This is a genomic window from Carnobacterium sp., from assembly GCF_032094055.1.
Classification (GTDB): domain Bacteria; phylum Bacillota; class Bacilli; order Lactobacillales; family Carnobacteriaceae; genus Carnobacterium_A.
The window spans coordinates 11,386-12,437 of record NZ_DAMDAK010000045.1 but is presented as its reverse complement, the minus strand read 5'-3'; the positions used below and the strand labels follow the sequence as shown (position 1 = coordinate 12,437).

The 1,052-nt window shown below is 36.9% G+C and carries 1 protein-coding gene; it reads right to left on the bottom strand.

The features are described from left to right. Nucleotides 1-1,052: M3 family metallopeptidase (locus RT405_RS08165; RefSeq protein WP_396163536.1), on the bottom strand; the 1,052-nt coding region annotated here is incomplete at both ends.

Genomic DNA, 1,052 nt, shown 5'->3' with positions numbered 1-1,052 from the left:
CATGACCTAATTCATGAGCTAAAGTAGAAACTTCTCCGGGTGAATCAGCATAAGTCATAAAAATACGAGATTCTTTGCTTTCCGGCAATTCTGCACAATACCCTCCTGGGCGTTTACCATTACGATTTTCTGCTTCAATCCAGTTTTTTTCAAAAGCAGACTGAGCAAAATTTGCCATTTTAGGGCTGACTTTTTTGAAGTTTTCAATAATAAATGCGGCTCCTTTATCATAAGGATAAACTTGCGGCTTAGCATCTCCAACTAAAACAGGTGCTTCAATATCTTGCCAGTCTAATCGTTCTTTGCCCATTAATTGAGCTTTACGGTTTAAGTAATCAATAAATGGTTGTTTATGGTTACTGACAGCTTTCCACATTGTCTCTAAAGTCTCTTTTTTCATCCGGTTGTATTCTAAAGGACGTTTTAAAAAGTCAGAGACACCATGTGCTTTATAATCGGCTAATCGAAAACCAGCTAAATGATTTAGTATATCGCCAAATAAAGGCGCTTTTTCGGCCCAAGCGGTTTCCCATTTATCAAAAATTTGTTTTCTGACTTCGCTGTCAGGATCTGTATTCATTTTATTATAGGCTTGTCCAGCGGAAAGATGGATAATGGTTCCATCTTGTTCTTCAAATGGAATTTCAATAGTAGCGACTAAAGTATCGTAGTGGTCACTCCAACCTTGGAAGCCATCAATCGAAAGAGCGTTAATTAAAGATTCTTCAGATTCACTTAATAATTCTTTTCCTTGTGTTCTTGTCTCTTGTAAGACAAATTCAACAGGACGGAATTCAGGCAAAGCAAGTAAATTTTTCCATTCCTCTTCCGGCATAGCAACAAGTTTTTTTGTGAGGATAGTTTGGATCGTGCTGAAACTACTGCTCAAGGAGAATATTTGCCCAAATAATGTAGTGGTCTTTTTATCATTGACATCAGCTGACTGAACAGCTTCAACAAAAGTATGTACTTGTGTTAAGCCAAAAGTGAGTTTTTCCTGTAATCCTAAAATAGAAGAAAATTGTTTGAAATAAGGCTTATCCTCTTTGCTG